We start from the raw sequence: 421 nt of genomic DNA, 5'->3' as shown, positions 1-421 counted from the left end.
GGATTGAGGCCCGCAACGCCAATCCGCGGATTCCTGATTCCCATATCCCTGCACGCCTGTTCCGCAATCCGGATCACCTCTAATATCCGATCTTTTTTCACACGGTCGCACGCCTCTCTCAAGGCCACATGGGTCGAAACATGTACTACACGCAGATTTTTATGTGCAAGCATCATCGTATACTTTTTGGTTCCGGTAAACTCCGCATAGATTTCCGTATGTCCGGAATAGTGACGCCCCGCCAGATTGAGTGCTTCTTTATTAAGGGCATTGGTCACAGTCGCGTCCACCTCTCCGGCCATCGCCAGCTCAATGGCTTTTTTCACATACTGGAAGGCCGCTTCTCCCGCCAACGCAGATACCTTACCGATGATCAGCGCCTCCGGATCTACATTCTTCATATCTATGACATCGATACAAC

The 421-nt window shown here is 50.8% G+C and carries 1 protein-coding gene; it reads right to left on the bottom strand.

The window, feature by feature from the left end; genetic code table 11:
• A partial coding sequence (locus tag NE664_14515; GenBank protein MCQ4727848.1) for a 4-hydroxythreonine-4-phosphate dehydrogenase PdxA occupies window positions 1-421 on the bottom strand: 421 nt, incomplete at both ends.

Source organism: Anaerotignum faecicola (assembly GCA_024460105.1).
In the GTDB taxonomy this organism is placed as follows: Bacteria; Bacillota; Clostridia; order Lachnospirales; family Anaerotignaceae; genus JANFXS01.
This window is presented reverse-complemented; position numbering and strand designations above follow the sequence as displayed.